At 39.6% G+C, this 26,915-nt stretch carries 22 protein-coding genes; 18 read left to right on the forward strand and 4 right to left on the reverse strand.

The features are described from left to right. Window positions 1-22 precede the first annotated feature (22 nt). Together arcC and argS are read left to right on the forward strand one after the other, a co-directional pair. Window positions 23-970: a carbamate kinase gene (gene arcC / locus AB3I27_RS00335; RefSeq protein WP_002313642.1), complete on the forward strand. Its 948-nt coding sequence runs from the start codon at window positions 23-25 to the stop codon at window positions 968-970. A 422-nt stretch (window positions 971-1,392) separates the two neighbouring features. Further along, complete coding sequence (gene argS, locus AB3I27_RS00340) at window positions 1,393-3,084, forward strand: arginine--tRNA ligase (RefSeq protein ID WP_002308891.1); 1,692 nt, start codon at window positions 1,393-1,395, stop codon at window positions 3,082-3,084. A gap of 179 nt (window positions 3,085-3,263) precedes the next feature. On the opposite strand, the gene phnX is transcribed toward argS, so the two are convergent. The 3 genes from phnX to AB3I27_RS00355 form a co-directional block, all read right to left on the reverse strand. Continuing rightward, on the reverse strand, window positions 3,264-4,049 hold the full coding sequence (gene phnX / locus AB3I27_RS00345) for a phosphonoacetaldehyde hydrolase (RefSeq protein ID WP_104760041.1): 786 nt from the start codon (window positions 4,047-4,049) through the stop codon (window positions 3,264-3,266). Continuing rightward, window positions 4,042-5,133 carry a 2-aminoethylphosphonate--pyruvate transaminase gene (gene phnW, locus AB3I27_RS00350; protein WP_104760086.1) on the reverse strand — a complete coding sequence of 364 codons (1,092 nt, stop codon included), beginning with the start codon at window positions 5,131-5,133 and terminating at the stop codon, window positions 4,042-4,044. Before phnW ends, phnX begins: the two co-directional genes overlap by 8 nt. A gap of 219 nt (window positions 5,134-5,352) precedes the next feature. Continuing rightward, on the reverse strand, window positions 5,353-5,832 hold the full coding sequence (locus tag AB3I27_RS00355) for an arginine repressor (RefSeq protein WP_002316352.1): 480 nt from the start codon (window positions 5,830-5,832) through the stop codon (window positions 5,353-5,355). A gap of 358 nt (window positions 5,833-6,190) precedes the next feature. Between AB3I27_RS00355 and rpsB the strand changes: the two genes are divergently transcribed. The 15 genes from rpsB (at window position 6,191) to rbfA (ending at window position 24,068) form a co-directional block, all read left to right on the forward strand. Beyond that, window positions 6,191-6,973, forward strand: a complete 783-nt coding sequence (rpsB, locus tag AB3I27_RS00360) for a 30S ribosomal protein S2 (protein ID WP_002293880.1) — start codon at window positions 6,191-6,193, stop codon at window positions 6,971-6,973. A 97-nt stretch (window positions 6,974-7,070) separates the two neighbouring features. Continuing rightward, window positions 7,071-7,952 (forward strand): translation elongation factor Ts, encoded by an 882-nt coding sequence (gene tsf, locus AB3I27_RS00365; RefSeq protein ID WP_002293878.1) that lies wholly within the window; start codon window positions 7,071-7,073, stop codon window positions 7,950-7,952. Window positions 7,953-8,087: 135 nt separating this feature from the next. Next, entirely contained in the window at window positions 8,088-8,810 is a 723-nt protein-coding gene (gene pyrH, locus AB3I27_RS00370; protein ID WP_002293877.1) for a UMP kinase, read from the forward strand. 2 nt (window positions 8,811-8,812) lie between these two features. Further along, window positions 8,813-9,370 (forward strand): ribosome recycling factor, encoded by a 558-nt coding sequence (gene frr, locus AB3I27_RS00375; protein WP_002293875.1) that lies wholly within the window; start codon window positions 8,813-8,815, stop codon window positions 9,368-9,370. Between the two features lie 194 nt (window positions 9,371-9,564). Then, window positions 9,565-10,377: an isoprenyl transferase gene (locus AB3I27_RS00380; RefSeq protein ID WP_002308897.1), complete on the forward strand. Its 813-nt coding sequence runs from the start codon at window positions 9,565-9,567 to the stop codon at window positions 10,375-10,377. Beyond that, complete coding sequence (locus AB3I27_RS00385) at window positions 10,374-11,174, forward strand: phosphatidate cytidylyltransferase (RefSeq protein WP_368022878.1); 801 nt, start codon at window positions 10,374-10,376, stop codon at window positions 11,172-11,174. Before AB3I27_RS00380 ends, AB3I27_RS00385 begins: the two co-directional genes overlap by 4 nt. A gap of 160 nt (window positions 11,175-11,334) precedes the next feature. Continuing rightward, window positions 11,335-12,603 (forward strand): RIP metalloprotease RseP, encoded by a 1,269-nt coding sequence (rseP, locus tag AB3I27_RS00390; protein ID WP_002308899.1) that lies wholly within the window; start codon window positions 11,335-11,337, stop codon window positions 12,601-12,603. A 67-nt stretch (window positions 12,604-12,670) separates the two neighbouring features. Then, window positions 12,671-14,380: a proline--tRNA ligase gene (locus AB3I27_RS00395; RefSeq protein WP_002308900.1), complete on the forward strand. Its 1,710-nt coding sequence runs from the start codon at window positions 12,671-12,673 to the stop codon at window positions 14,378-14,380. Window positions 14,381-14,591: 211 nt separating this feature from the next. Then, entirely contained in the window at window positions 14,592-18,944 is a 4,353-nt protein-coding gene (locus tag AB3I27_RS00400) for a PolC-type DNA polymerase III (RefSeq protein WP_070872377.1), read from the forward strand. Between the two features lie 143 nt (window positions 18,945-19,087). Next, the gene (gene rimP, locus AB3I27_RS00405; protein WP_002308902.1) at window positions 19,088-19,561 is read left to right on the forward strand and encodes a ribosome maturation factor RimP; all 474 of its coding nucleotides are present in this window, start codon (window positions 19,088-19,090) and stop codon (window positions 19,559-19,561) included. A 22-nt stretch (window positions 19,562-19,583) separates the two neighbouring features. Beyond that, window positions 19,584-20,759: a transcription termination factor NusA gene (gene nusA / locus AB3I27_RS00410; RefSeq protein ID WP_070872375.1), complete on the forward strand. Its 1,176-nt coding sequence runs from the start codon at window positions 19,584-19,586 to the stop codon at window positions 20,757-20,759. Between the two features lie 21 nt (window positions 20,760-20,780). Then, window positions 20,781-21,074: a YlxR family protein gene (locus AB3I27_RS00415; protein ID WP_002288501.1), complete on the forward strand. Its 294-nt coding sequence runs from the start codon at window positions 20,781-20,783 to the stop codon at window positions 21,072-21,074. Next, window positions 21,071-21,382: a YlxQ-related RNA-binding protein gene (locus AB3I27_RS00420; RefSeq protein ID WP_002308904.1), complete on the forward strand. Its 312-nt coding sequence runs from the start codon at window positions 21,071-21,073 to the stop codon at window positions 21,380-21,382. Before AB3I27_RS00415 ends, AB3I27_RS00420 begins: the two co-directional genes overlap by 4 nt. A gap of 12 nt (window positions 21,383-21,394) precedes the next feature. Further along, on the forward strand, window positions 21,395-23,695 hold the full coding sequence (gene infB / locus AB3I27_RS00425; RefSeq protein WP_002314813.1) for a translation initiation factor IF-2: 2,301 nt from the start codon (window positions 21,395-21,397) through the stop codon (window positions 23,693-23,695). Between the two features lie 25 nt (window positions 23,696-23,720). Next, window positions 23,721-24,068, forward strand: a complete 348-nt coding sequence (gene rbfA / locus AB3I27_RS00430; protein ID WP_002308906.1) for a 30S ribosome-binding factor RbfA — start codon at window positions 23,721-23,723, stop codon at window positions 24,066-24,068. Window positions 24,069-24,175: 107 nt separating this feature from the next. Here rbfA and AB3I27_RS00435 read toward each other — a convergent pair whose 3' ends face one another. Next, window positions 24,176-24,394, reverse strand: coding sequence for a hypothetical protein (locus tag AB3I27_RS00435; RefSeq protein WP_002308907.1), 219 nt, complete (start codon window positions 24,392-24,394; stop codon window positions 24,176-24,178). A 114-nt stretch (window positions 24,395-24,508) separates the two neighbouring features. On the opposite strand from AB3I27_RS00435, the gene AB3I27_RS00440 reads away from it, so the two are divergent. Next, window positions 24,509-26,872 carry a phosphoketolase gene (locus tag AB3I27_RS00440; protein ID WP_002348558.1) on the forward strand — a complete coding sequence of 788 codons (2,364 nt, stop codon included), beginning with the start codon at window positions 24,509-24,511 and terminating at the stop codon, window positions 26,870-26,872. Window positions 26,873-26,915 lie beyond the last annotated feature (43 nt).

Below are 26,915 nucleotides of genomic sequence, written 5' to 3' on the forward strand. Positions count from 1 at the left end.
AACTGAAGAAAGGGCGAATGAAATGGCCAAACGAAAAGTAGTTGTCGCTTTAGGAGGCAATGCCATCTTGTCTACGGATGCAAGTGCAAAAGCCCAACAAGAAGCGTTAATGGAAACAGCAAAGTATTTAGTGAAATTTATCGAGCAAGGAGATGAACTAATCATCTCTCACGGAAATGGTCCGCAAGTCGGCAACCTATTGATTCAGCAGCAAGCTGCTGATTCTGAGAAAACACCAGCAATGCCTTTAGATACATGTGTCGCAATGACAGAAGGGTCAATCGGCTACTGGCTCCAAAACGCGATGGGTGAAGTACTGAAGGAAAAAGGAATCGATAAAGATGTAGTTTCTTTAGTCACTCAAGTCATTGTGGATGAAAACGATCCTTCCTTCAAAAATCCAAGTAAACCAGTCGGCCCATTCTACACGGAAGAAGAAGCGAAAGAACAAATGAATGCTGATTCTACTGTGACATTCAAAGAAGACGCTGGACGTGGATGGAGAAAAGTAGTCGCTTCCCCTAAACCAATCTCGATCAAAGAAGCACGTGTCATCGAAACGCTAGTCGAACAAGGAGTTATCACGGTGTCTGTCGGCGGTGGCGGGATTCCTGTTGTAGAAACAGCTACTGGATTAGAAGGGCGAGAAGCCGTAATCGATAAAGATTTTGCTTCAGAAAAATTAGCCGAAATCATCGATGCGGATTTGCTGATCGTTTTGACAGGTGTAGACAATGTGTATGTCAATTACCAAAAACCGGATCAAAAGAAACTAGAAACTGTTACTGTTTCAGAAATGAAACAATACATTGATGAAAAACAGTTCGCTCCAGGAAGCATGCTTCCGAAAGTAGAAGCAGCTATTGCATTTGTTGAAGCAAAACCGAACGCTAAGGCAATCATCACTTCTTTAGAAAATATCGAAAATCTTTTAGCTTCTGAAGAAGGAACGATTATCGTAGCTGATTAATTTGTTAAGTCTTTCGTATTTACGAAATGATTTATAACTATCCAGGTGGTATTTCTTCTCCTTTAGGCCATCTGGATTGTTTTTTTTATTAGAAACGACTAGCCTTTCGTTTTTTTTTCTGATATAATTCAAGAAAGTTTAATAAGATTAAGATTTGTTGAACAAGAGAGTACTTGTATCATTCTTAGCTAGCGAATTCGGAAGTGGTGGAAGCCGAATGAAGGAGATACAACGAAGCGCACTTGGAGAATTCTGTTTTAAACAGACGGTCGTCTACCGATATCAGATGGAGCTGGTCCTTTTTTAGGACAATTGGAGTGGTACCGCGGGAAATCTCGTCTCTAATGATGGCATACTAAGTATGTCGTCATTAGAGATTTTTTTTGTTGAACAAATAAGAGAGTATTTTAGGAGGAATAAAGATGAATAATAAAGATCTTGTCGCAAAAGCTGTCTATGACGTTGTCAAAGACGATTTGACACTTGAACAAGTCGAACAATTACTAGAAAATCCAAAATCAGCCGAACACGGGGATGTGGCATTTCCAGCCTTTTCATTAGCAAAAGTTTACCGAAAAGCGCCACAGCAAATCGCTGCAGATTTAGCAGAAAAAATCGACTCTGCCAACTTTGAAAAAATCGAAGTGGTTGGACCTTACTTGAACTTTTTCATGAATAAAGAACTTATCAGCAAAAAAGTTTTGCAAACAGTAGTGAAAGAAAAAGAACATTATGGGGATAGCAATATTGGGAATCAAGGGACCGTACCGATCGATATGTCTTCTCCAAATATTGCAAAACCAATCTCAATGGGACATTTACGTTCGACAGTTATCGGTAATTCGATTGGCTTCATTATGGAAAAAATCGGATACCAGCCAATCCGCATCAATCATTTAGGTGACTGGGGCACGCAATTCGGAAAACTGATTGTTGCTTACAAAAAATGGGGTTCAGAAGAAGCGGTCAAAGCAGAGCCAATCAATGAACTGCTTCGTTTGTATGTCCAATTCCATGAAGTAGCTGAAACAGAACCAGAATTAAATGAAGAAGCTCGTGCTTGGTTCAAACGTCTAGAAGAAGGCGATGAAGAAGCTATCCAATTGTGGCAATGGTTCCGTGATGAATCGATGAAAGAATTCAACAAAATCTATGATCTACTAGAAGTACAGTTTGATTCATTGAACGGTGAAGCTTTCTATAATGACAAAATGGATGAAATCGTCGAACTTTTAGAAGAAAAACATTTGCTGAACGAAGATAAAGGTGCGGAGATCGTTGACCTTTCTGCTTACGACTTGAATCCAGCATTAATCAAGAAATCAGATGGCGCGACACTATACATCACACGTGACTTAGCTGCCGCATTGTATCGTAAACGTACCTATGACTTCAAGCAATCTCTATATGTAGTAGGGAATGAACAAAGTTATCATTTCAAACAATTGAAAGCTGTCTTGAAAGAAATGGGCTTTGACTGGTCTGACGATATGCACCATATCCCATTTGGTTTGATCACACAAGGTGGTAAAAAATTATCAACTCGTAAAGGAAAAATCGTCTTACTAGAAGAAGTATTGAATGAAGCAATCCAATCTGCTAAAGAACAGATCAGCGAGAAAAACCCTGATTTAGAAAACAAAGATGTTGTAGCTAAACAAGTAGGGGTTGGAGCAGTCATCTTCCATGATTTGAAAAACGATCGTCTCAATACATTTGACTTCAACTTGGAAGAAGTGGTTCGTTTTGAAGGAGAAACTGGACCTTATGTGCAATATACACATGCTCGTGCAGTCAGTCTGTTGGAAAAAGCAGGATTCGTCCCTTCAGAAACAGCAGACTATGCGTTGAATGACGATATCAGCTGGGAAGTAGTCAAATTGGTTCAAAAATATCCTGAAACAGTCTTATCCGCTGGGGAAAAATATGAACCTTCAGTGATTGCGAAACATGCAATCAAATTAGCACAGGCATTCAACAAATACTATGCTCATACGAAAATTTTAGCTGACGATGAACAAAAAGAAGCACGCTTAGCTTTAGTGTATGCAGTGACTGTATTATTGAAAGAAGATCTTCGTTTGCTAGGACTTCATGCACCAGATAAGATGTAAGAAAAAAAGAATGTGAAATCAGTGATCAGCTCCGAGTCACAAGGAACAATTTCAAAAAACAGCTTCTCGTGTTTGTTGGATATTGTGACTTGTGGCCGAGAAGTTGGCAGGAGAACACCGTTTATTCGCAATAAGGGCTGTGACAATATTTTTGTCACAGCCCTTATTGCGAATAAAAGTCATTCTGGATTCTTGTCAGCGCACAAAATGTACTCTGTTAACTCCTTTAAGTTATTTACGCAAAGATCAGCACCAGCTTGTTGGAATCTAAGAGCAACAGACTGTTTTAAGCGATCTTTTTCCTCCATCTCTATTTGTTGGTATGCATCATATGAAAGTCCCATCAGCGAACTACCTTCAATCACACCAACTGTAAACACCCCAGCATTTTTTCCTTCTTGGATATCTGAGACCGTATCTCCAACTTTGATTACTTCATCAACCGACTTGTTTTTGAAATGTTGTATGTTTTTATGAATCATATAAGGAAATGGTCGTCCATATCCTTCGACGTCTTCAGAAGTTGCCATGAAGTCTGGTGAATACCCTTCTTTTTTTGCGGTTTCTGCTACGATTGCCATCATAGGAGCAGTAAATCCAGTCGTGGAACCAATATTGATCCCAGCGCTTCTCAACTGCTCGACCGTTTCCAATGTGTCGGGTTTCAAGGTAGAATGCTGGGCCAAATCTTTAAACAGATAATGTTCAAATTGCTGATACAATTCCTCTACCTCTTTTTCCTGAGGTAGTTGTCCATGAATCGCTATCCATTGTTCTTTGACAGAAGGGAGGGAAAGAAGCTGTTGGATATGATCCCATTTTAATTTTCCCATCGGTTCGCGGATCTCTTTGTCAGTCAGTTGGATCCCTTTTTCTAGAAAAGCATTTCTAAAAGCGTGGACAGGAGCCATACAGCCAAAGTCCACAGTTGTTCCTGCCCAATCAAAAATTACAGTTTTAATCATTAATGTTCTCCTTATAGTCTTTGATAATTGCTGTCAGTTCTAAAATGTCTTCTGGATAAATCTCGCCAATATTACCGATACGAAAACATTCATGATCGCTGATCTTCCCAGGATAGATCACAAATCCGTTTTGTTTTAAATGCTGATAGAAATGATTGAAATCAAATCGCCAGTCTTTAGGGTAAAGAAAAGAGGTAATGAATGGCCCCTGATACTCTTGGATGAAAGGCTGGAATCCCATCTCTGTCATTTTTTGTCGTAGCACATGATTATTGGCGAGATAACGTGAATATCGAGTTTCGATCCCTCCTTCTAGCTCTAGTTCCTTCAATGCCTGTTGAAAAGCCAAAACCGTATGAGTAGGGGAAGTGAAACGCCATTTGCCATTCTCGTTTTCCATCACGCGATACTGGTCATACAGATCAAGTGACAAACTTCGACTCACATTTTTTCGCTTTTCTAGTTCCACTTTATTAGCAAGTACAAAAGAAAAACCTGGAACACCTTGAATACATTTATTTGAGCTAGAAATCAAAAAATCGATCCCTAGTTCCGCTACATGAATCGGTATCCCACCAAAGCTAGACATCGCATCTACTATAAACAAAAGATCTCTTTCCTGTACGACAGCAGCAATTTCTTCCAAATCATTTAAAATACCGGAAGTAGTCTCGCTATGGACCATTGCAAGTGCGGAGATAGACGGATTCTCTTCAATCAACTGTGTAATCATATGTGCTTGGGGGATTTGGTGTTCAGGTACTTCATAAACTGCATAGTTTAGTTGCAGATATTTGCACATGGCAACCATTCGTTGACCGTATGCGCCATTTGAACAAATCAGCAAAGTATCTTCTGGTCTAATCACAGTACTTAAAACAGATTCTACCCCAAAGGAGCCGCTGCCTTGCATCAAGACCGTTGTGTATAGTTTTTCCGGTACTTGAACAAGCTCCAGCAATTTTTTTCTTATCCATTGTGTCATCTCTTTGTATTCTTGATCCCAGGTACAATGATCGGTCAGCATCGCTTTTTTCACTGTTTCAGAAGTCGTTAATGGTCCAGGCGTTAATAATTTATACATGCGATTTCCTTTCATTTCTTTTTTATTGACATACACAAAGAGCAAGACTCTGCTCTTGCTAACATCCAATATAAATGATGAGTATTGTGATTTAATCAAAGTTATGAAAATTTTAAATAAAAACTGATGTATTTTTGTAAAGAGTGTAAAGGTTTATTTAACAAGGAAAATATTGAAAATAAAAAAACACGCATTCCTTATTAGGAACACGTGCTCTGATTAAAAAAGTGATACTTCAGTCGGATGGTGAAGAAATTCTTCTACTCGTTTTGCATCCTCCTCATTTTCTGAGATAATCATGATCGTATCAAATCCAGCAATCGTACTGACGATAGGAGGAGGCTTGATCTCATCTAAAACAGATGCAAATAAATGAGCATTGTCTGGCAAGGTATTAACGATTGTCAAAAAGTGGACTCGTTCGACTTTCAACACAATGTCTTCAATCATTTGAATCAGCCGATCCTCTTCTTCAGTCTTAGTATCAGGAGTACCTTTTTCGCGAAACAACACAAAGCGGGAAATACCGTTTTCATCAGGTGCCTTCACGATTTTCAGATCACGTATATCTCGAGAAATCGTTGCTTGCGTTGCGGTAACGCCATAATGCCCAAGTTTGTTTAATAGTTCTTCTTGCGTACGGATCGGGAATTCTTCAATGACTTGTTTAATCAGCAAATGTCTTTGAGCTTTGCGCATTTTCTTTCTCCTTTACGAAAGATTTCACATGTATCATAACAAAAAAAAGAAGGATTGCCCAATAATATTCGTCTTTTATATCTAAAATTATTTTATGGAAAAAAGAGAATAAAGAAACAAAGAGAAATCTACTGTTTTTCTTGAATTCTTTTTGTCTTTCAGGTAAACTATTGAATGTTGAGCAGAAAAGTACATTTGCTCTTGCGATATGGATCTTTTGTCTGTATAATAGCTGAGGGTGCTTTATGCATCAGCAAATCCACATTCTTATTGGATTGTCGGTAGGTGCTTGAAAAAGTTTGCCGGCAAGGTAGAAGATAAGAAGAGGGAAAATAAAACCAAATCGGAGGAAACAAACATGGCAGTAATTTCTATGAAACAATTACTAGAAGCCGGCGTACACTTTGGTCACCAAACTCGTCGCTGGAACCCAAAAATGAAGAAATATATCTTCACAGAAAGAAACGGAATCTACATCATTGACTTACAAAAAACAGTTAAATTAGTAGATGCAGCTTATGATTACATGAAGAGCGTTGCTGAAGAAGGCGGCGTAGCATTATTCGTAGGTACAAAAAAACAAGCACAAGAAGCAATCAAAGAAGAAGCAACTCGTGCAGGACAATACTTCGTTAACCATCGTTGGTTAGGCGGAACATTGACAAACTGGGATACTATCCAAAAACGTATCAGCCGTTTGAAACAAATCAATGCAATGGAAGAAGATGGAACTTTTGAAGTTCTACCTAAAAAAGAAGTTGCTGGTTTGAACAAAGAACGCGAACGTCTTGAAAAATTCTTAGGCGGTATCGCTGATATGCCAAGAATCCCAGATGTAATGTACATCGTTGACCCACGTAAAGAACGTATTGCTGTTCAAGAAGCACACAAATTAAATATCCCAATCGTAGCTATGGTTGATACAAACTGCGATCCAGATGAAATCGACGTAGTAATCCCTTCAAACGACGATGCCATTCGTGCCGTTAAATTGATTACTTCAAAAATGGCTGATGCTTTCATCGAAGGAAACCAAGGTGAAGATCAAGTAGTTGAAGAAGATTTCACAGAAGAAAACACAGCAACATCAATCGAAGAAATCGTAGATGTTGTTGAAGGCGACAATTCTTCAGCAGAATAATTTTGAATGATGGAGCTGTTTCAAAGGCTGGGCGACAAGCCTCACTCTCCTTTGAAACAGCTTTTTTTAAAAAGAACACACACAGGAGGAGTTAAACATGGCAGACGTTACAGCTAAAATGGTAAAAGAACTACGCGAAATGACTGGCGTAGGAATGATGGATGCGAAAAAAGCATTAGTTGAAGTAGAAGGCGATATGGAAAAAGCAGTTGATCTTTTACGTGAAAAAGGAATGGCAAAGGCTGCAAAGAAAAATGACCGCATTGCCGCTGAAGGATTAGCTTCAGTTGCTGTGAAAGGTAACACTGCAGCAATCGTTGAAGTAAACTCAGAAACAGACTTTGTATCTAAAAATGAAATGTTCCAAGACTTAGTAAAAGAAATCGCAGAACTTGTTGCTGAAAATAAACCAGCAGACATGGAAGCTGCAATGAAAATCAAAACAGATAAAGGAACGATTGAATCTGATTTGATCGAAGCAACTCAAGTTATCGGAGAAAAAATCAGCTTCCGTCGCTTTGAAGTTGTAGAAAAAGACGACAATGCTGCATTTGGCGGATACTTGCATATGGGCGGACGTATTGCTGTATTGACTGTTCTAGACGGAACAACAGATGAAACAGTTGCAAGAGATGTAGCTATGCACGTAGCAGCTATCAATCCTCGCTATGTAAACGAATCACAAATTCCAGAAGCTGAATTAGAACATGAAAAAACTGTTCTTACAGAACAAGCATTGAATGAAGGCAAACCAGCGAATATCGTTGAAAAAATGGTAGAAGGACGCTTGAAGAAATTCAAAGCAGAAATCGCTTTGGTTGACCAACCATTCGTTAAAGATCCTGATATGACTGTTGAAAAATACGTTGCTTCAAAAGGCGCAACTGTTAAAACATTCGTACGTTTCGAAGTTGGCGAAGGTATCGAAAAACGCGAAGATAACTTTGTAGAAGAAGTTATGAGCCAAGTGAAAAAATAATTCTGTTGAATGACAGACGGGAACGCACGCTTTGTGCGCTCCCTTTTTTTAAGCAAAACAAGAAAAACCAGGCTTAGCGTGTCGAAATCATCTAAGTATGGTAAAATGGCAATAGAAAATATTGGAGGAATGAACATGGTCACACCGAAATATCAGCGTGTAGTCTTAAAATTGAGTGGAGAAGCTTTAGCTGGGGATGCAGGATTTGGAATCAAACCACCAGTAATCAAAGAAATCATCCAAGAAATCAAAGAAGTTCACGAACTGGGCGTTGAAATGGCAATCGTTGTGGGTGGCGGAAATATCTGGCGCGGACAAATCGGAGCACAAATGGGCATGGAACGCGCTCAAGCTGATTACATGGGTATGTTAGCTACAGTTATGAATGCCTTAGCTTTACAGGATACGTTGGAAAACGTGGGTGTACCGACACGCGTGCAAACTTCGATTGAAATGCGTCAAATCGCAGAGCCATACATTCGCCGTAAAGCAGAACGTCATTTAGAAAAAGGACGGATTGTTATTTTTGCGGGCGGTACCGGCAACCCGTACTTCTCGACAGATACAACGGCAGCATTACGCGCAGCAGAAATCGGCGCAGATGTTATCCTGATGGCTAAAAACAATGTAGACGGTGTTTATTCTGCTGATCCGAAAGTAGATGCAAATGCAGTGAAATTTGAAGAACTGACTCATCTGGAAGTGATTGCTAAAGGATTACAAGTCATGGATTCAACTGCAAGTTCACTAAGCATGGATAATGACATTCCATTGCTTGTCTTCAATTTAAATGAACACGGAAATATTCGCCGAGCAATCTTAGGTGAAAATATCGGAACGACTGTAAGGGGGAAATAAAAATGGCAGATGCAATTATGACAGAAGCAAAAGAAAAAATGAAAAAAGCAGCACAAAATCTTCAACGTGAACTTGGGCAAATCCGCGCAGGCCGCGCGAATGCTAGCCTTTTGGATCGAATCACTGTGAATTATTACGGTGCACCAACTCCATTGAACCAAATGGCGTCAATCCAAATCCCAGAAGCACGTGTTTTAATGATCACGCCTTTTGACAAGAGCATTCTTCAAGATGTTGAAAAAGCTATTATGGCAAGTGATATCGGAATCAGTCCTACCAATGATGGAAATGTTATTCGTTTGGTTATCCCACAACTGACAGAAGAACGCAGAAAAGAATTAGCTAAAGATGTGAAAAAAGAAGCAGAAAATGCAAAAATCGCGATTCGTAACATCCGTCGTGATGCAATCGATGAATATAAAAAACAACAAAAAAATGGTGACATTACCGAAGATGATTTGCGTGGACTAGAAAAAGACGTACAAACATTGACAGATAACAGCATTAAAGAAGTAGATAAGATCGCTGCTGATAAAGAAAAAGAATTATTGGAAGTTTAATAAAACCATAAAAACAGAGGGGCGGATCATTCCGCTTCCTCTGTTTTTATTTATGTTTCTTTTATTTAAAGATTAAAAAAAGAAAAAATTATTCAGTTTTTAAATAAAAAAACAATGATTTCATAGGAAAAACGTTTAGATATTGCTATAATACTTAAGATAGTGGGAATCTTTTAAGTATAGGAGGAAAAAGAATGTTACGTTTTTTTCCGCAAAAAAACAAATATATTCAAGAAAAAAGCGAATTTCAATTTAATGCCGATGGACCAATTCCTCAACACGTTGCCATCATCATGGACGGCAATGGTCGTTGGGCGCAAAACCGGCGTTTGCCAAGAGTCGCTGGTCATAAAGAAGGTATGGAAACAGTAAAGAAAGTCACAAAGAAAGCATCAAGGCTTGGAGTGAAAGTATTGACGCTTTATGCTTTTTCAACTGAAAACTGGAAGCGACCAAAAGATGAAGTAAGTTTTCTCATGCAACTACCTGTCGACTTTTTTGATACGTTCGTACCAGAATTGATCAAAGAAAACGTCAAAGTCCATGTCATGGGGTATGAGAACGTGTTACCAGAACAGACGCAAGACGCTGTAAAACGTGCAATTGAGCAAACAAAAGACAATACCGGAATGGTGTTAAACTTTGCTTTGAATTACGGAAGCAGAGCAGAAATCGTGACCGCAGTCCAAAACATTGCTGAAGAAGTAGCAAAGGGAGAAATACAGGCAGAAGAAATCGATGATGAAGTGATTGCCAACCATCTAATGACAGGTTTCTTGCCCAAAGAATTACAAGATCCTGAGTTGATGATCCGTACAAGCGGAGAAGAGCGGATCAGTAATTTTCTGTTATGGCAGATTGCATATAGTGAATTGTATTTTACAAAAGCACTTTGGCCTGATTTTGACGGTGCACATCTTGAAGAAGCAATTGCCTCTTATCAAAATCGAGATCGTCGATTCGGCGGTGTAAAAAAAACAGAAAATGAGAAAGGGGATCAGTCATGAAACAACGTGTAATCACAGCAGCCGTGGCGCTTGTCTTGTTTATTCCGATTATATGGATTGGGGGCATAGCGGTTGAGCTTACCGCAGCAGTCTTAGCTGTGGTAGGAGTTTATGAGCTTTTCCGGATGAAAGGATTGACTCTCCTAAGTTTTGAAGGAGTTTTATCCGCTATTGGTGCAGTGCTCCTTGTCTTGCCAAAAGAAAGATGGTTCTTCTTTCTTCCAGAGAACGTCAGTACATTTATGCTATTTTATCTTATCGTTATGATCCTTTTAGGGACGTCAGTTATATCTAAAAATACGTATACGATTGATGAAGCAGGTTTCCCAGTACTTGTCAGTTTGTATGTAGGAATAGGCTTCCAGAATTTCGTCAATGCACGAACAGAAAGTTTAGCTGTTTTGATTTTTGGTCTGTTTATCGTTTGGGCAACTGATATTGGTGCTTATATGGTTGGCCGTCGTTATGGACAACACAAGTTAAGTCCGGATATTTCACCGAACAAAACGATTGAAGGCGCGTTAGGCGGGATCGGAAGTGCTGTTGTAGTCGCATTTCTTTATCTATTGTTGTATCCAGCAAGAGAACTATTCAATCATGGTATGTTTGTCATGCTTCTGATGACGATTATTTTTTCGGCAGTCGGACAATTTGGCGATTTGGTCGAATCAGCAATCAAACGCCATTATGATGTGAAAGACTCAGGAAATATCTTACCGGGCCACGGGGGAATCTTAGACCGTTTCGATAGCTTGCTGTTTGTATTTCCTATCATGCATTTATTTGGCATTATTTAGTAAGTATACCTGCGTTTCTTTGTGATTTTCATAAAAGACGCAGGTTTTTGTTTCTCATTTTATTGATACTATTGGTGTCTTAGGTATACTATGGTAAAATTATAGTGTTTTAACGTTGTTTAAAAAAACACACAAAAAACAAGTAAAGGAGAAAAAAGCTATGAAAACGATACTAACATTTATCATTGTTTTTGGTATATTAGTGATTGTTCATGAGTTTGGTCATTTCTTCTTTGCGAAACGATCAGGAATCCTCGTTCGCGAATTTGCTATCGGTATGGGTCCGAAAATTTATGGGCATCAAGCAAAAGACGGGACAACATATACGCTTCGCCTATTACCTATTGGCGGTTATGTTCGAATGGCAGGCAATGGGGATGATGAAACAGAAATGGCACCAGGTATGCCTCTTTCTCTTTTACTAAATTCTGACGGCATCGTAGAGAAGATAAATTTAAGTAAGAAAATCCAATTGACAAATGCTATCCCAATGGAATTGAGCCGTTATGATTTAGAAGATGAGCTGACTATCACTGGTTATGTGAATGGAGATGAAACAGAAGTAGTGACCTATCCTGTCGATCACGATGCGACGATTATTGAAACCGACGGAACAGAAATCAGAATTGCACCAAAAGATGTACAGTTCCAATCGGCTAAACTGTGGCAGCGTATGCTGACCAATTTTGCCGGTCCAATGAATAACTTTATCTTGGCAATCGTGTTATTTATTATTCTTGCATTCATGCAAGGCGGTGTTCAAGTGACAAATACTAATCGTGTAGGAGAGATTATCCCTAATGGTGCTGCGGCAGAAGCAGGCTTAAAAGAAAATGATAAGGTAGTTAGCGTGGACGGTAAAGAAATCCACACTTGGAACGATTTGACAACAGTCATCACGAAAAATCCAGGTAAAACATTAGATTTTGAGATCGAACGAGAAGGTAAGATGCAATCTGTCGACGTGACACCGAAATCGGTAGAGTCAAATGGCGAAAAAGTTGGCCAACTTGGCATACAAGCCCCAATGAATACAGGTTTTATGGATAAGATCATCGGCGGAACACGTCAAGCTTTTAGCGGTTCATTGGAAATTTTCAAAGCCTTAGGATCACTGTTTACAGGTTTTAGTTTAGATAAATTAGGCGGACCTGTTATGATGTACCAATTATCTTCAGAAGCAGCAAACCAAGGTGTAACAACTGTTATTGGTTTGATGGCGCTTCTTTCAATGAACCTTGGAATCGTCAATCTGCTTCCGATCCCTGCCTTAGATGGTGGGAAATTAGTGTTGAATATTTTTGAAGGGATTCGTGGGAAACCATTAAGTCAAGAAAAAGAAGGAATATTGACATTAGCTGGCTTTGGATTTTTAATGTTGTTGATGGTGCTAGTTACATGGAACGATATTCAACGATTCTTTTTCTAGAAAAAGTTGACAAATAGGGTATAATAACAAACGATAACTATTTTGAGGAAATAAAGGAGTATATAGAATGAGACAATCAAAAATGTTGATTCCAACATTACGTGAAGTTCCAAATGATGCAGAAGTATTAAGTCATCAAATCTTGCTAAGAGCTGGATATATCCGTCAAGTATCAGCGGGTATCTATTCTTATCTGCCATTAGCAAATCGTGTATTAGAAAAGCTGAAACGTATCATGCGGGAAGAATTTGAAAAAATCGGTGCGGTAGAGATGCTGATGCCTGCTATCTTGCCAGCAGAACTTTGGGAAGAGTCAGGACGTTACGAAACATATGGTCCAAACTTGTATCGTTTCAAGGACCGTAATGATCGAAAAATGATTCTTGGACCAACTCACGAAGAGACTTTTACTGATTTGATGCGTAATGAAATTAATTCATATAAGAAATTACCTTTGAATCTTTATCAAATCCAACCTAAGTATCGTGACGAAAAACGTCCTCGCTTTGGTTTGCTTCGCGGACGTGAGTTTATCATGAAAGATGCATATTCTTTCCATGCAACGGAAGAAAGTTTAGACGAAACGTATAAAGATTATGAAAAAGCCTATACCGAAGTCTTTAAGCGTTGCGGTTTGGAATTTCGTTCGATCATCGGAGACGGTGGCGCAATGGGCGGGAAAGACTCAAAGGAATTCATGGCGATCTCAGAGATCGGGGAGGATACGATTTGTTATTCGACTGAAAGTGATTATGCTGCAAACTTGGAGATGGCTACAAGCTACTATGTGTCAAAAAAATCGCATGAAACACAGCTTGAATTAGAGAAAGTAGCTACACCTAACGTAAAATCAATTGACGAAGTAGCAGATTTCTTTTCTGTTGAACCTCAAAAAATCATCAAGTCTGTATTGTTCATTGCGGATGAACAACCTGTCCTTGTTTTGGTACGCGGAGACCATGAAGTCAATGATGTAAAACTGAAAAACTATCTATCTGCTGACTTTTTAGAAGAAGCGACGGAAGAAGAAGCACAAAAATATCTAGGTGCTGAGTTTGGTTCTGTCGGACCAATCGGTGTTTCAGAGGATGTAAAAGTATATGCAGACCGTTATGTCCAAGATTTAGCGAATGCCATTACTGGAGCGAACGAAACAGGCTTCCACTATAAAAATGTGAATCCAGAACGCGATTTCACTGTGCTTTCTTATGAAGATCTTCGTTTTGTACAAGAAGGAGATCCTTCACCAGACAACAACGGTGTTCTTGCCTTTACTCGAGGAATCGAAATCGGACATATCTTCAAAATTGGCACTCGTTACAGTGAATCTATGGGGGCAACCGTTCTAGACGAAAACGGACGGGAAAAATTTGTGATTATGGGCTGTTATGGTATCGGTGTGAGCCGTTTATTATCAGCAATCGTAGAACAACATTCAGATGAACAAGGAATCAATTGGCCAAAAGGAATTGCGCCATTTGATCTGCATATCGTCCAAATGAATCTAAAAGACGAATACCAAACAAACTTGACGAATGAACTAGAAGAAGCGATGACAAAAGCTGGCTATGAAGTACTGGTTGATGACAGAAATGAACGCGCAGGAGTGAAATTCGCGGATTCTGATTTGATTGGCTGTCCAATCAGAATTACTGTCGGTAAAAAAGCAGTAGAAGGAATCGTAGAAGTGAAAATCAAGAAAACTGGCGAAATGGTTGAAGTACGTAAAGAAGAATTGGCGAATACTTTACCAATCCTCTTGAACCAAGGGGAATAATAAGCGTTAAAACACAGAAAAGTAAAATAGCTGAATCAGCTGTTTTTGACAACCTGATGTTTCGCTTTTAAAATTGGAACTGTGATGTGAATCACAGTTCCAATTTTTTAATGTAAAACTCAGAAAAAACGAGTATACTAAAGGGTACTGAAAAAGAAGAGGATACGATGCAATCAATTGCATAGTTTCTCATCAGAAAGGGCGTATATCTTTGTCAGAAAAACGAGATTTATTTGAAAAACTGTTGGAACAAATCCAACTAGAGGAAGCAGAAAAAAATCATCCACTGCTTACTGCTGGTGAAATGGATAGTGTAGTGGTCCATCGTAAATCGCGTTTATGGGAATTTACGCTGCATTTTTCTAAAATTTTGCCTATTATGCTGTATCGTTCATTGGCTCAGCATCTGACTGTCGCTTTTAAAGAGATTGCACAAGTCAAATTGAATATCTTAGCAGATGACCAGACATTCGATGAACAGCTCTTGCAAGATTACTGGGCCCAAGCTTTGGAAAATCAGCAATGCGATACACCACTAGCACAGCAAGTATTGAAAACGCAAGTACCTGTGATAAAAGATCGTAAAGTCATCTTGCCAATCGACAGTACAGGGGCTATTTCATATTTGAAACAGCAATACTTACCATTAGTAGAAGAGTTGTTCGTCAGTTACGGATTCCCGAAATTTCGTATCGAACCAGAAGTGGATGAGCAGCAAGCGGAACGTGTATTGAAACTTTTTGAAGAACGTAAACAAGAACAGGCAGAAGCCTTTATGAAGCAAGCAGCTGAAAGTCTAGTTGTTCATGAGCAAAAGAAAAAAGAAAGAAAAGAACAGTCACCAGCTCTTGAAGGACCCATCCAGCTAGGACGAAATATTCCAGCAGATGAGCCCACAACACCAATGATCAATATCGTCGAAGAAGAACGACGGGTCACTCTTGAAGGGTATGTGTTCGATAAAGAAGTCAGAGAACTACGCTCAAAACGCAAGATCTTGACTTTGAAAATCACAGATTATACTTCATCATTTATCGTCAAAAAATTCTCAAATGGCGAAAAAGATGAACAGATATTTGATGCGATCAGTGTCGGAAGCTGGTTAAAGGTACGTGGAAGTATCCAAGAAGATACGTTTGTCCGTGATTTGGTCATGAATGCGCAAGATATCGTTGAAGTCAAACACACCCCTCGTAAAGATTATGCTCCTGAAGGGGAAAAACGGGTAGAACTTCATGTTCACAGCAATATGAGTACGATGGATGCAACGAATAGCATTTCTGATCTGGTGGCACAAGCAGGAAAATGGGGACACCGTGCCATCGCCATTACGGACCATGGTGGCGCACAAGCCTTTCCAGAAGCTCATAGTGCCGGGAAAAAAGCAGGCGTGAAAATCTTATACGGTGTGGAAGCGAATGTCGTAGATGATGGCGTACCTATTGCTTATAATGATGCGCATGAAGCATTAAACGAAGCCACATATGTCGTATTTGACGTGGAAACGACAGGATTGTCTGCGGTATACGATACCATCATCGAGCTCGCTGCAGTCAAAATGTACAAAGGAAATGTGATCGAAAGCTTTGATGAATTTATCGATCCAGGACATCCTTTATCCCGAACAACGGTGGATTTGACAGGTATTACGGATGAAATGGTTCGAGGATCGAAGTCAGAAGAAGAAGTCTTGCGGATGTTCCTTGAGTTTTCAAAAGGTACAATTCTGGTAGCACACAACGCGGCTTTTGATATGGGGTTCTTGAATACTAGCTACGCAAGATATGGCATTCCTGAAGCAACTAATCCAGTTATTGATACCTTAGAATTAGCCAGATATCTGTATCCGCAATTCAAACGTTTCGGATTAGGTGTGTTATCCAAAAAATTTGGTGTCAGCTTGGAACAGCATCACCGAGCAATCTATGATGCTGAAGCAACAGGTCACTTAGCTTGGATTTTTGTCAAAGAAGCAATGGACAATCATCACATGCTTTATCATGATCAGCTAAATAAGCATATCGGAGAAGGAGATTCTTACAAACGAGCCCGACCTTTCCATGTAACGATTTTAGCAAAGAATCAGGCAGGACTGAAAGATTTGTTCAAACTGATTTCAATGTCGAATGTCGAATACTTCGAACGTGTCCCGCGAATACCACGCTCCCAATTGAAAAAGATGCGTGAAAATCTATTGATCGGCTCAGCTTGTGATAAGGGAGAAATCTTCGAAGCCATGATGCAAAAAGGGGTAGAAGAGGCAAGAAACCGAGCAAAATTCTACGATTATATTGAAGTTATGCCAAAAGCGGTCTATGCACCTTTGATCGAGCAAGAATTGGTAAAAAATGAACATGATTTGGAAGAAATTATCCAAAACTTGGTAGAAATCGGAAAAAGTTTGGATAAAATCGTTGTTGCAACAGGCAACGTTCATTATCTCAACGAAGAAGATGCCATTTACCGAAAAATTTTGATCAATTCTATGGGCGGAGCGAATCCGTTGAATCGTCATAGTTTGCCAGATGTCCATTTCCGAACAACTGATGAGATGCTCACCGCTTTTCACTTTTTAGGGGAAGAAACAGCAAAAGAGATTGTAGTGGATAACACGAATAAAATCGCAGATATCTGCGAAGAAGTGATTCCAGTCAAAGATGAACTTTATACACCGAAGATTCCAGGTTCAGAAGATGAGATATCAGAATTGAGTTACACAAAAGCAAAACAAATGTACGGAGATCCGTTACCTGAAATTATCCAAAAACGATTAGAAAAAGAGTTGAACTCTATTAATGGTAATGGCTTCTCGGTTATTTATCTGATCGCCCAAAAACTTGTGCATAAAAGTAATGAAGATGGCTATCTAGTAGGTTCACGTGGCTCTGTTGGCTCTAGCTTTGTTGCAACGATGACTGGGATCACTGAAGTGAATCCTTTAGCTCCCCATTATTACTGTCCAGAGTGCCAATATTCCGAGTTCTTTGAAGATGGCACGTACGGTTCTGGATTTGATATGCCAGAAAAACAATGTCCAAAATGTGGTGCACGCTTAAATAAAGATGGTCATGATATCCCATTTGAGACATTTTTAGGATTCCATGGAGACAAAGTGCCCGATATTGATTTGAACTTCTCAGGTGATTATCAAGCAGAAGCACATAACTATACGAAAGTATTGTTTGGTGAAGACTATGTTTACCGTGCCGGAACGATTGGTACAGTCGCCGATAAAACAGCATATGGCTATGTAAAAGGTTATGAAAGGGACAATAATCTGCAGTTTCGAAGTGCAGAAGTCGACAGATTGGCAAAGGGTGCAACAGGAGTCAAACGGACAACTGGTCAGCATCCTGGGGGGATTATCGTTATTCCAGATTATATGGATGTCTACGATTTTACGCCGATCCAATATCCAGCAGACGATCAAAATTCGGAATGGAAAACGACCCATTTTGATTTTCACTCAATCCACGACAATGTATTGAAATTGGATATTCTAGGACACGATGACCCAACTGTTATACGGATGCTTCAAGATTTATCAGGGATTGATCCACAAACGATTCCTACAGATGACCCGGAAGTGATGCGGATATTTGCTGGCCCTGAAGTACTAGGGGTAACTCAGGAACAGATTTATTCTAAAACAGGAACATTAGGTATTCCAGAATTCGGCACTCGTTTTGTTCGAGGAATGTTAGAAGAAACACATCCTACAACTTTTGCAGAACTACTTCAAATATCCGGACTGTCTCATGGTACAGATGTATGGTTAGGAAATGCCGAAGAATTGATTCGACGTGGGGATGCGACATTGGCGGAAGTAATCGGCTGTCGTGATGATATCATGGTTTATTTGATTCATGCTGGATTAGACAGCGGGATGGCATTTAAGATCATGGAAACTGTTCGTAAAGGGCAATGGAACAAGATTCCTGATGAATTGAGAGAAACCTATCTATCCGCGATGAAAGAAAATAATGTGCCTGATTGGTATATCGATTCTTGTTCAAAGATCAAGTATATGTTTCCAAAAGCCCATGCTGCAGCTTATGTATTGATGGCTCTTCGTGTTGCTTATTTTAAAGTTTATTTCCCTATTTTGTATTACTGTGCATACTTTTCTGTACGTGCGGATGATTTTGATCTAGTCTCCATGTGCAAAGGAAAAGATGCTGTGAAACAAGCAATGAAAGAAATCACGGACAAAGGGCTAGATGCTTCCGTAAAAGAAAAAAATCAGCTGACCGTGCTAGAATTAGCCAATGAAATGTTAGAACGAGGATTCAAATTTGGGATGATTGATCTGTACAAATCGGATGCAGTTAATTTTGTTATCGAAGGAGATACGTTAATTGCGCCATTTAGAGCTGTCCCTAGTTTGGGGACCAATGTAGCAAAACAAATCGTTGAGGCAAGAAAAGATGGTCCATTTTTATCTAAAGAAGATCTTGCTACTCGAGGGAAAGTTTCAAAAACATTGATTGAATATATGAACGATAATGGTGTATTGAAAGATTTACCAGACGAAAACCAATTATCGTTATTCGATATGTTATAAGCATCTGTTATCTTGTCTGCTTGTAATATTAAGCAGAGTATGGTATAGTTTTTATAGGTAATGATACTAACTGTGAGTGAGCGGATTTTTCGCTCACTCTTTTTAATGGAATTACGTATTTAATTTTTAAGGAGGCGAAACTTTTGAGTAGCGTCGTTGAAACAGTCACAGAAATGGTGACACCGATTTTAGATGAACAACATTTTGAACTTGTCGAAGTCGAATTTGTAAAAGAAGGAAAAAGTTGGTTCTTACGAGTATTTATTGACAAAGAAGGCGGAATCGATATCGAAGAATGTGCCTTTGTCAGTGAGAAACTGAGCGAAAAACTTGATGCAGCAGATCCAGATCCGATTCCTCAAGCTTATTTCCTGGAGGTATCCTCCCCTGGAGCAGAGCGGCCATTGAAAAAAGAAAGCGACTATGAAAAGGCACTTGGCGATTATGTCCATGTCTCCTTATACCAACCAGTAGATGGCGAAAAACAATACGAAGGATTTCTTCAATCATTTGATGCTGAACAGCTTACATTGAAAATACGCATAAAAACACGAGAAAAAGAATTGACTTTTGACCGAAAAAATATTGCAAAAGCTCGCTTAGCTATCCAATTTTAATCACGGAGAGGAATCAGAAAAAATGAGTAAAGAAATGTTAAATGCGTTAGACGCTTTAGAAGCTGAAAAAGGGATCTCAAAAGAAATCGTGATCGATGCTTTAGAAGCAGCATTGGTTTCTGCATACAAACGCCACTATGGTCAAGCACAAAATGTCGAAGTGGAATTTGATCAGAAAAAAGGAAAGATCCATGTCTATGCAGTAAAAGAAGTAACGGAAGAAGTGATGGATTCACAGTTGGAAGTCTCATTGAAAGATGCACTTTTGATTAATCCAGCATATGAGATTGGTGATACGATCCGTTTTGAAGTCACACCAAAAGATTTTGGGCGGATCGCCGCGCAAACAGCTAAACAAGTTATCTTGCAGCGTGTACGTGAAGCAGAAAGAACGATCATTTATAACGAATTCAGTGCTTATGAAAAAGACATCATGCAAGGAATCGTCGAACGTCAGGATAAACGTTATATTTATGTCAACCTTGGCAAAATAGAAGCAGTTCTTTCTAAACAAGATCAAATGCCAAACGAATTTTACCAACCTCACGATCGTATCAAAGTCTATGTTTCTCGAGTAGAAAATACGTCTAAAGGTCCGCAAGTATTTGTTAGCCGCAGCCATCCAGATTTATTGCGTCGCTTATTTGAGCAAGAAGTCCCAGAAGTTTATGATGGAATCGTTGAAATCGTCAGCATTGCCCGTGAAGCCGGCGATCGATCAAAAGTAGCTGTCCGTTCAAATGATCAGAATATCGATGCAGTCGGTACATGTGTTGGGCCAAAAGGACAACGTGTCCAAGCAATCGTCAATGAATTAAAAGGCGAAAACATGGATATTGTTGAATGGAATGAAGACCCAGCTGTATTCATTGCAAATGCATTGAATCCTGCACAAGTCATGGATGTGATTTTTGATGAAACCAATCCTAAAGCTTGCACAGTTGTCGTTCCAGACTATCAATTATCGTTAGCAATCGGTAAACGTGGACAAAACGCACGTTTAGCTGCTAAATTGACTAACCATAAAATCGATATCAAATCAGAATCTGATATGGCGGAATTTTATGAAAAACAAGAACAACAAAAGGAAACAGAAGAATTGCATGACGAAGCAATCGTTCAGTCAGATTTGACAGACGATGAGTATGAAGCAATTGCGTTCAATAATGAAACGGTCGAAGAAAAACCAGAAGCTTAACTTTAGTAAGGAGGCAAAGAGATGAAACAAAGGAAAATTCCTTTACGCAAATCCGTGGTTTCAGGTGAAATGAAACCTAAAAAAGAGATGGTCCGAATCACCCGTTCAAAAGAAGGGGAAGTATCGATCGATCCAACTGGAAAAATGCCTGGACGAGGAGCGTATGTCTCACTTGAGCCGGAAGAAGTACAACAAGCTTGGGATAAAAAAATTCTCGATCGAGTACTCGAAACAACTTTAACAGATGAGTTTTATCAAGAACTTCTTGACTATGTCACTCACCAAAAAGCACGTAAAGAGTTATTTGGAAAATGAATACAGTCAATCGGCAAAAAGTCATGAATCTCATGGGTCTGGCGATGCGCGCGGGAAAACTGATTACGGGCGAAGAACTGACCATAGCTGAAATCCGCAAACAAAAAGCAAAATTGGTTTTTGTGGCAACAGATGCAAGTGAGAATACAAGAAAAAAGATAAAAGATAAGAGTTCATACTATGAAGTTCCTTGCTTTGAGCTATTTTCTGAAGCAGAAATCACGCAGATGATCGGAAAACCTCGCAAGGTATTCGGAATAATGGATGCCGGATTTGCGAAGAAGACCAAGGAGCTAATTGAAGGTTAGGAAGGTGATTGCATGGGCAATAAAAGAATCTATGAATTAGCAAAAGAACTCAAAAAATCTAGTAAAGACGTCGTGGAAAAAGCACAACAACTTGGCATCGATGTGAAAAACCATATGGGTGCGATTACTAGCAGTGATGAGAAGAAATTGCAACAAGCGTTCAAAAACCCAAGCACGAAACAACAAGCTGCACAACAAGCAAGCAGAAAACCAGCCAATCAACAGCCGAACGATCAACGTAAAAAAGAAGCAACAAATAATCAACAAAAAAATAAAAATAACCGCAGTTATCAAGATCGCGGTCAAGGGAGCGGTCAAGTGAATCAAGGAAAAAAACCAACAACAAACCAAAATAATACGGGGAATACTAGCAGTCAAAATCGTCCAGGAACGAGCCAAGGCGGCAATCAAAACCGTACCAACAACAAACCAAACAATAACAATCGCGGCAAATTTAATAATAACAACCGTAATCGTTATAATAAAAAGGGTAAAAAAGGCAAACAGCAACAATCAACTAAGCCAGCTGTACCACCACGCAAATTCCGTGAATTGCCAGATGTATTAGAGTATACTGAAGGCATGAACGTAGCAGACATCGCGAAAAAAATTCATCGTGAGCCAGCAGAAATCATTAAAAAATTATTTATGCTTGGCGTCATGGTCAATCAAAACCAAGCACTGGATAAAGATACGATTGAACTGTTAGCTACGGACTATGGTATGGAACCACAAGAAAAAGTCCAAGTTGATATTGCAGATATCGATAAATTCTTCGAGTCGGAAGAAGTTGATCCAGATAAATTAGTCTCACGTCCGCCAGTAGTAACGATTATGGGACACGTAGACCACGGGAAAACAACCTTATTGGATACATTGCGCCATTCACGTGTAACAAGCGGCGAAGCCGGCGGAATCACGCAGCATATCGGCGCCTACCAGATTGATATCGATGGCAAACCAATCACTTTCTTGGATACACCAGGACATGCGGCCTTTACAAGTATGCGTGCACGTGGAGCAAGTATCACAGATATCACGATTTTAGTTGTCGCTGCAGATGACGGTGTCATGCCGCAAACCGTTGAAGCAATCAACCATGCCAAAGCAGCAGGCGTTCCAATTATCGTCGCTGTAAACAAAATTGATAAACCAGGTGCAAACCCTCAACATGTTATGCAAGAATTAAGTGAGTATGAGTTAATTCCTGAAGCATGGGGTGGAGAAACGATCTTTGTTGAGATCTCAGCGAAATTCGGCCAAAACATCGAAGAATTGCTGGAAATGATTCTGTTAGTCGCAGAAGTAGAAGATTTAAAAGCAGATCCAACACAACGCGCAATCGGAACAGTGATCGAAGCACGTCTTGATAAAGGTAAAGGTCCTGTGTCAACCTTACTTGTCCAAGAAGGAACACTTCATGTTGGTGACCCAATCGTTGTCGGTAATACTTACGGACGTGTCCGTGTAATGACAAACGATCTTGGCCGTCGCGATAAAGAAGCAGGACCTGCAACGCCAGTAGAAATCACTGGCTTGAATGATGTACCTCAAGCAGGTGACCGTTTCGTAGTCTTCGAAGACGAAAAGACAGCACGTGCAGCGGGTGAAGAACGCGCAAAACGTGCATTATTGGAAAACCGTGCTGCAAGCAGCCGTGTAACCTTGGACAACTTGTTTGAAAGCTTGAAAGAAGGCGAGCTAAAAGAAGTTAACGTCATTATTAAAGCCGACGTTCAAGGTTCAGCAGAAGCATTAGCTGCCTCACTGAAAAAAATCGAAGTTGAAGGTGTACGTGTGAAAATCGTCCATTCAGCGGTAGGTGCAATCAATGAAAGTGACGTAACACTTGCAGCAGCAAGTAATGCGATTATCATTGGATTTAACGTCCGTCCTACACCTCAAGCAAAAGCGCAAGCAGAAGCTGAAGAAGTAGACATTCGCTTACACCGTATCATTTATAAAGCTATTGATGAAATCGAAACAGCGATGAAAGGAATGCTAGATCCTGAATTTGAAGAAAAAATCACTGGTCAAATGATTGTACGTGAAACATTCAAAGTATCCAAAGTAGGCACAATCGCTGGTGCATATGTAACAGAAGGCTATATCCGCAGAGACAGCGGCGTCCGTGTGATCCGTGACGGTATCGTTATCTACGAAGGCCAATTGGCAAGTTTGAAACGTTTCAAAGATGACGTAAAAGAAGTCAAAATGGGCTATGAATGCGGTGCTATGATTGAAAAATTCAATGACATCAAAGTAGATGACGTAATTGAAGGGTTTATCATGGAAGAAGTCAAAAATGACTAAAAACTGATAAAGGAGGCCAATCATTATGGCTAACTATCGTGATCGCCGAGTCGGTCAAGAAATCTTAAAAGAAGTCAATGCGATCCTACGTAAAAAAGTAAGAGATCCTCGTGTGCAAGATGTAACGATCACTGATGTACACGTAACAGGCGATCTTCAACAAGCAACAATCTATTACAGCATCCTTTCTGATTTAGCTTCTGAAAAGAAAAAAGCACAAGAAGGATTGGATAAAGCATCAGGATTGATTCGTCGTGAGCTGGGGCACAATCTAAGTATTTACAAAACACCTGAATTGTCCTTTGAATTAGATGAATCAGTTGTCTATGGCAACCATATCGATGAATTGCTTCGCGACTTGAACAAAGACTAATTAAAAAATCCCGCAAATCCTGTGAAATCAGGGGTTGCGGGATTTTTTTGTTTTCATTAAGACGTATTGCCTAAGAGTTCCATGACTTTAGTCTTGCGGCGTGTCAGTTAACCAAAAAAGAGAAAAAGAAAAAATTCGACTTTCTTTTTTCTATAGTATATAAATTTTTGCATATAGATAAAGATCAAGATACCGATGAGGGAAGCTAGATTGTAATCCATTGTAGTGACAGTCAGGTTATATAGCCAAGTAACTAGAAGATCAGTGGAATCTGCACTATAAAAGTTTGAATTTGTCGGTCTGCCGTCAGTTAAAAGAAAAATCACGTTGAAGTTATTGACAAGATATAAAATCCAAGCAAATGAACAGAAGTGCTTATTAGGTTTCAATTGGGAGTATCTGCGCTAGAATAAGAGTAATAATGAAAAGGAGTGTTACGTATGGATTATTCTAGTAAAGAATACTTTGATAAAATGACGGCTTGGTGGCGTGCTGCCAATTATCTTTCTGTCGGGCAAATTTATCTTAAAGATAACCCCTTACTGAGACGTACGTTGAAACCAGAAGATGTCAAAAAACATCCAATCGGTCATTGGGGAACGATTCCTGGCCAAAATTTTATTTATGTCCATTTGAACCGAGTCATCAATAAATATGATTTGAACATGTTTTATATCGAAGGACCAGGACACGGCGGACAAGTCATGGTATCGAATGCTTATTTAGATGGAAGTTACACAGAAATCTATCCAGAAGTAACGGAAGATGAGACGGGAATGCAAAAATTATTCAAGCGATTTTCATTTCCTGGAGGCATTGCTTCTCATGCAGCACCAGAAACACCAGGTTCTATCCATGAAGGCGGAGAGCTTGGATACTCTCTTTCACATGGAGTCGGAGCTGTATTAGACAATCCTGAAGTAATTTCTGCTGTCGTGATTGGTGATGGTGAAGCAGAAACCGGTCCTTTAGCTGGAAGCTGGTTCTCAAATGTCTTTATCAATCCGGTGACAGATGGAGCTGTTTTACCAATCCTTCATTTAAATGGTGCTAAAATAGCCAACCCAACGATCTTGGCACGTAAAACAGATGAAGAATTAGCAAATTACTTTAACGGACTTGGCTGGGAACCTTTCTTTATTGAAGGAAATGATCCAGAAAAATTAAATCCTGTTATGGCTGAAAAAATGGATCAAGCAATCGAGAAAATCAAATCCATCCAAAAAGAAGCTCGCCTGAAGACAGCAACAGATGTGGTGATGCAAAAATGGCCAGTATTGATCGTACGCACACCAAAAGGATGGACCGGTCCAGAAGAATGGGACGGGGAGCCAATTGAAGGAACCTTCCGAGCACACCAAGTACCGATTCCTGTAGATCAAGAACATATGGATCATGCAGATGCTTTACTCCGTTGGTTGAAATCCTATGAACCAGAAAAATTATTTGATGCACAAGGACGTATTTTAGAAGAAATCAGAGAAATCGCGCCCACTGGTGACCAAAGAATGGCAAAAAATCCTATCATCAATGGTGGAATCGATCCGAAACCGCTTGTTATGCCAGATTGGAAAAAATATACTTTGCAATTTGAACAACCGGGCTCCGTTAAAGCAGAAGATATGACTGAACTTGGTAAATTCGTTCGCGAGATCATTGAGAAAAATCCAGAAAATTTCCGTATATTCGGACCAGATGAAACAAAATCAAATCGATTGAATCAAGTTTTCAAAACGACAAATCGCCAATGGATGGAAAAAATCGAACCAGAAAATGATGAATGGCTTTCGCCATCTGGCCGTGTCATCGACAGTCAATTATCGGAACATCAAGATGAAGGGTTCTTAGAAGGGTACGTTCTGACTGGACGGCATGGTTTTTTTGCAAGTTACGAATCATTTTTGCGAGTGGTTGACTCTATGCTGACTCAGCACTTCAAATGGATGCGGAAATCACGTGACCTTTCTTGGCGAAATAATTATCCTTCGCTGAATCTCATTGCAAGCTCAACAGTCTTCCAGCAAGATCACAATGGATATAGCCACCAAGATCCAGGAATATTGACACATTTGGCAGAAAAAAAGGCGGAGTTCATCCGTGAATATCTGCCTGCGGATGCAAATACGTTGCTCGCAGTCATGGACAAAGCATTCCGCTCGTCAGAAAAAATTAATTTGATCATCTCTTCCAAACATCCGCGTGCTCAATTTTACTCAGCAGAAGAAGCAGCCGTCTTAGTGAATGAAGGCTTGAAAATCATTGATTGGGCTTCGACAGCAAAAGAGGAGGAACCTGAATTGGTCATTGCTGCTGCAGGAACGGAATCTAACTTAGAAGCATTAGCAGCTGTGACTTTGCTGCTGGAAGAATTCCCAAAACTAAAAATCCGGTTCATCAATGTCGTAGATTTATTGAAATTACGTCATCCGAGTCAAGATCCGCGTGGATTGAGCGATGAAGAATTTGACAAATATTTTACAAAAGACAAACCGATCTTATTTGCTTTCCACGGTTATGAAACTTTGATCCGCACGATTTTCTTTGATCGTCATAACCATCATTTAATGATTCATGGCTACAAAGAAAACGGAGATATCACGACACCGTTTGACATGCGTGTGGTAAATGAACTTGACCGTTATCATTTGGCAAAAGATGCAGCTTTAAAAATCAAAGGAAGTCAAGCAGAAGATTTTGCAAAAAAAATGGATCAGAAATTACAAGAACATCAAAACTATATTCGTGAAAATGGTATTGATCTGCCAGAAGTATTGGATTGGAAATGGAAAAATCTTGACCAATAAAATGATAAAATCGACCCTGAAAAACAGATTTTTTTACATTGAT

This window comes from Enterococcus sp. C46, assembly GCF_040887565.1.
GTDB lineage: Bacteria > Bacillota > Bacilli > Lactobacillales > Enterococcaceae > Enterococcus_B > Enterococcus_B lactis.

Bases quoted from the DNA above. Each gene is read 5' to 3' on its own strand.
- arcC (WP_002313642.1), top strand. From the start codon at position 23: ATGGCCAAACGAAAAGTAGTTGTCGCTTTAGGAGGCAATGCCATCTTG.
- argS (WP_002308891.1), top strand. From the start codon at position 1,393: ATGAATAATAAAGATCTTGTCGCAAAAGCTGTCTATGACGTTGTCAAA.
- phnX (WP_104760041.1), bottom strand. From the start codon at position 4,049: ATGATTAAAACTGTAATTTTTGATTGGGCAGGAACAACTGTGGACTTT.
- phnW (WP_104760086.1), bottom strand. From the start codon at position 5,133: ATGTATAAATTATTAACGCCTGGACCATTAACGACTTCTGAAACAGTG.
- AB3I27_RS00355 (WP_002316352.1), bottom strand. From the start codon at position 5,832: ATGCGCAAAGCTCAAAGACATTTGCTGATTAAACAAGTCATTGAAGAA.
- rpsB (WP_002293880.1), top strand. From the start codon at position 6,191: ATGGCAGTAATTTCTATGAAACAATTACTAGAAGCCGGCGTACACTTT.
- tsf (WP_002293878.1), top strand. From the start codon at position 7,071: ATGGCAGACGTTACAGCTAAAATGGTAAAAGAACTACGCGAAATGACT.
- pyrH (WP_002293877.1), top strand. From the start codon at position 8,088: ATGGTCACACCGAAATATCAGCGTGTAGTCTTAAAATTGAGTGGAGAA.
- frr (WP_002293875.1), top strand. From the start codon at position 8,813: ATGGCAGATGCAATTATGACAGAAGCAAAAGAAAAAATGAAAAAAGCA.
- AB3I27_RS00380 (WP_002308897.1), top strand. From the start codon at position 9,565: ATGTTACGTTTTTTTCCGCAAAAAAACAAATATATTCAAGAAAAAAGC.
- AB3I27_RS00385 (WP_368022878.1), top strand. From the start codon at position 10,374: ATGAAACAACGTGTAATCACAGCAGCCGTGGCGCTTGTCTTGTTTATT.
- rseP (WP_002308899.1), top strand. From the start codon at position 11,335: ATGAAAACGATACTAACATTTATCATTGTTTTTGGTATATTAGTGATT.
- AB3I27_RS00395 (WP_002308900.1), top strand. From the start codon at position 12,671: ATGAGACAATCAAAAATGTTGATTCCAACATTACGTGAAGTTCCAAAT.
- nusA (WP_070872375.1), top strand. From the start codon at position 19,584: ATGAGTAAAGAAATGTTAAATGCGTTAGACGCTTTAGAAGCTGAAAAA.
- AB3I27_RS00415 (WP_002288501.1), top strand. From the start codon at position 20,781: ATGAAACAAAGGAAAATTCCTTTACGCAAATCCGTGGTTTCAGGTGAA.
- AB3I27_RS00420 (WP_002308904.1), top strand. From the start codon at position 21,071: ATGAATACAGTCAATCGGCAAAAAGTCATGAATCTCATGGGTCTGGCG.
- infB (WP_002314813.1), top strand. From the start codon at position 21,395: ATGGGCAATAAAAGAATCTATGAATTAGCAAAAGAACTCAAAAAATCT.
- rbfA (WP_002308906.1), top strand. From the start codon at position 23,721: ATGGCTAACTATCGTGATCGCCGAGTCGGTCAAGAAATCTTAAAAGAA.
- AB3I27_RS00440 (WP_002348558.1), top strand. From the start codon at position 24,509: ATGGATTATTCTAGTAAAGAATACTTTGATAAAATGACGGCTTGGTGG.